This is a genomic window from Arthrobacter sp., assembly GCF_031179385.1.
Lineage (GTDB): Bacteria > Actinomycetota > Actinomycetes > Actinomycetales > Micrococcaceae > Arthrobacter_D.
In genome coordinates this window covers 1-3,786 of the sequence record NZ_JAPSHV010000184.1, presented here as the reverse complement: position 1 = coordinate 3,786, position 3,786 = coordinate 1, and the positions used below count along the sequence as shown (strand labels likewise).

The window sequence follows — 3,786 nt, the reverse complement described above, 5'->3', positions numbered from 1 at the left end:
TGCCGGTACACCTGCTGTGAGGGCGGCCTCGAGCATGTGCTCGACGACGGCGTGAGACTGAGCCACAACGCCGACCTTCCAACCCCGTGACACGAGCGCACAGATCACATGGGACCCGACGTACGTCTTTCCGGTGCCGGGTGGACCCTGGACGGCGAGGTAGGAGCGGTCAAGCGCTTCGACGGCCGCAGTAATAGCGGTGGCGTACTCGTGGTCAACCACCTCGGGAAGGCTCGCTACGCCCGTCAGCGTGGGATGCGCCTTTCGGAGAATCTCCAGGCCCGGCGTCCGGGGCAGCTCGGGAAGATCGGCACCCACCTCCCTCGCCAGTTCGGCCAGCGCCGCTCGAATCGACTTGGTGGAGATCGGCTGGTCCGGGGTCAAGGCCATCGGCGTCTGCGCGTAGTGCTCGCCGCCACGCTTGAGCTTCTCGCGAATGACCAGGTGCTCGCCGTCCCGGTCGGCATAGGAATCGACGATTTCGGTGCCGAACCAGCCCTCGCGTCCGTCGACCTTGCCGTCGAACGGCTCCAGACCCTCGGGAAGCGGCTCACCGTACATGCGGAACCATTTGCTTCCCGGTTTGAACTCCGAGCCTTCCGACGAGATGCCGCACAGGTCCACCACACGCACCGGGTTGCTGCGGGAATTGGGCTTCTCCCAGTCCTGCACAACCGTGGCGTGCCGAACGATGAACACGTCCCGTGTGTCCGACCAGTCGTCGACGGGGGAGCCCAGCCGATCAAAGTGCTCCCACCAGAACTGCTTGTCCTCCCGGCGGTGATAACCGACTGCGGCGGCCACCATGGCGATCGCCTGTTCATCCTTCGTCAGGACACGGCTCGTGGGCAGTGAAGCCACGTAATCGAGCAGTACCTGCTCCTCAGCCGACGGTGGTTCCGACGTGTCGACCTTCGGCTCCTGAGGCTGCGCCAACGCAATGCCGCGCTCGGCGGCCAGGCCCAGCAGCCAATTCCGCAGCTCAAGGGTGGACAGGCAGTCGTACCGGTTGTAGTCGCTGATTCCTGCGAGGATGTCGGCAGCGCGCTCGCTATCCCCGGAATCGCGCGCCTCGCAGTACCGTGCGTAGGCCACCACAGAGGCACCGGCGTCGGTCACGTCCCCTGAGCGCAGGTTACTGCCCATGTAGAGCGGCTCGAGTTTTTTGATGCTGTAGGAGCGGTCCGAGATGCGCAGGCTGGTGCGCACGGTCTCGTAGAGGTCGACCAGCACTCCATCCCGCAGCAGCGTATCCACCGCTTCCTCGCCGATGAGGTGTATCAATGACAGGTTACGCAGCGCCGTCTTCTCGTACGCGGCGTAGTGGTAGATGTGCATGTTGGGATAACGACGACGGCGCTCGGCCACGTAATCGAGGAAGCTCGCGAAGGCCTGACGTTCCTGGGCGCGGTCATGCGCCCAGAAAGGCACGAAGGGAGGCTCGGCGCCGGAAGCCGGAGGATTCTCCACCACTCCAAAGAGGTACTCGAGGCCCCAGCGGCCGCTCTGCGGGTCCTGCCACAGCGGGTCGCCCTCGAAATCGAAGAAGATGTCCCCCTCATCAGGCTCCGGGAGGTTGCCGAGAGTGTTCTCGGCCAGCACCCGGTAGCTCAGCGTCTGCCGCTCGCCGTACTTGTCCGGGTAATCGACACTGCCGTCGGTGTCCGCCACACCGAGCTGCATACGGGCCTGGTCACGCAGCGCGAGCAGGCTCTCGTTGTCCTCGGCGACGTCCATCGCCGCAAGATCGTCGATGGTGTAGATGCCGTCCTTATGGAGTTTCGCACGCCGAGCGGTGCTCATCCGCCCAACCAGCAGGAGATCCCGGGTTGCCGCCACCATCAGCTGGCAATACTCACAGCGCCCGCAGGCCGTGTGGGTTTCGTCGCCCCACAACACCGGCTCCGGCTTGCTGCGGTGGTTCTCGACGAGGTCGAGGAAGCGATCCCGACGCTCGCGGTACACCGGCAACAGGTCAGCCAGCCGGTGATTACTGTGTTGGTTGTTGCCGAGCACCAGGGTTACCAGGGGTGCGGGCTCGATTCCCGCCTTCAGCAGCTGATCTCCATACGCAGCGAGTTGCAGCAGCGCACCAACTTTCGCGTGCCGGGCGAGCTTGGTGTCCCAGACCGCATACGCGCCATCAACCTTGACGAGGAAATCCGAACGACCGTGAAACTGGCCGTCAAAGAAGGCTGCCTGAAAGACGACGTCGGCGCCGCTTCTCAACGCTTCGATGGATTCCGCGTGCTTCGCGAGCAGGAGCGGACGCTCCATGCCGGCGGCGGGAACGACGTCGTAGACGCCCGTTTTCCGCTCAGGATCCCACTCGCCGTATTCCGCAACGAACCCGTCAAGGATTCTCCGCTCATGGACGTCGCCGAGTTGGGCGGTGCGCTCAAGCATCTCATCAGCGTCGAACGCCGGCTTCTCCGCGCGGCCCAGCTTCTCATCAAGCACGCGCAGCGTGCGGTATTCGCAGACCGACGCGTTGACCAGGTCAGTGGCTGAGAAGACGAGATCGGGTTGAGTATTCGCAACTGGCGGATCGAGCAGGAACATGAGGTCTCCGTGACTGTGGTTTCATTCCATCGAATCACGTGCCACTGACAATCGGGGAAGCAGATTCGTGCAGCGGTTCAGGAGTTGCTGCAGCGACTACCCGACGGACTTCGGTGCTGCATCGTGCCCCTTGCCGTCGCCCTCGCCGTCGTCGTCATTTCCGTTCCGGTAGTCCGCCAGGACCAGGATCGGCAGGTGATCCGACGCCCCGCGCGGGAGGGTCTCGACCTTCTGGATATCAAGACCGCGCGAGGTCGCAAAGTCGAAGTGCCCGCGGAAGAACATGCCGCGCGTGTAGGTCCGCTTGTCGCTGAGCGACAGGTCATAGCCGGACTCGTTCATGCGGGCGGTGAGGTTCCGGGTGAAGAACGGATAGTTGAAGTCGCCGACCATCAACGTAGCGATGCTCTTGCCCATGCCCAGCAATTCGATGTGTGCTGCGTTGATCTGGTGCCGGCGCAACGAATTCGACGCGGTCAGGGGAGCGGCATGGAACGATCCTGCCACCAGGGTGTGGTCGGTTTCCAGGTCAAGCAGCTTCACCCCGATGAGGCGCTCGTGTGCGGGGGTGAGCACCCGGTCGTGCAACGACTTCTTCAGGGAGAACGCATCCGCCCGGACCATGTCGAAACGGCTTCGCCGGTAATAGAGCGCCAGCCCCAGGCGGTTTTCCTTGGTGGCGGTTGCCAACTGGAGGCCGCCAACGACGTCGGGCAGGTCCGATGCGTCGCACTCCTGCAGGCACAGCAGATCCACCTCGTAGTCCTGAGCCAGGGCTTCGAGTTCTCCACGCGCTTTATGCTCTCGGAGGTTGTAGCTGATTGCGCGTATCAGGACGCACTCCTTCGGTGGGGGACGGCAGAAGCAGGTTCAGTCTAAACACTCTCAGGCGCCATCGAAGATGATGACCTGCCGAATCGCTTTGCCGTCGGCCAGCTGGTCCATCGCCTCGTTGATGTCCTCCAGAGCAATGTGCGAGGAGATCAGTGCTTCCACAGGGAGCTTTCCCTCCCGCCAGAGCTGCGCGTACCGCGGGATGTCCCGTTCCGGCACCGCGGAACCGAGGTAGCTGCCCACGATCGTTCGCGCTTCGGCGGTGATACCGAGGGGCGCAATCGACGCCCGCGCGTCCGGGGAGGGAAGGCCCACCGTGACGGTGATACCGCCGACGTCGGTGAGCTGCACCGCGGTCTCGAACGCCCGCGCGTTGCCGGCAGCTTCAAT

At 63.8% G+C, this 3,786-nt stretch carries 2 protein-coding genes and 1 pseudogene; all 3 read right to left on the bottom strand.

Going from position 1 to position 3,786, the window contains the following annotated elements:
* The coding region (locus RIF85_RS15095) for a TM0106 family RecB-like putative nuclease (RefSeq protein WP_309072721.1) at positions 1-2,562 on the bottom strand (2,562 nt) is incomplete at its 3' end.
* Between the two features lie 96 nt (positions 2,563-2,658).
* On the bottom strand, positions 2,659-3,393 hold the full coding sequence (locus RIF85_RS15090) for an endonuclease/exonuclease/phosphatase family protein (protein ID WP_309072722.1): 735 nt from the start codon (positions 3,391-3,393) through the stop codon (positions 2,659-2,661).
* Positions 3,394-3,447: 54 nt separating this feature from the next.
* Positions 3,448-3,786, bottom strand: a pseudogene (locus tag RIF85_RS15085) (alcohol dehydrogenase); the annotation flags it as partial.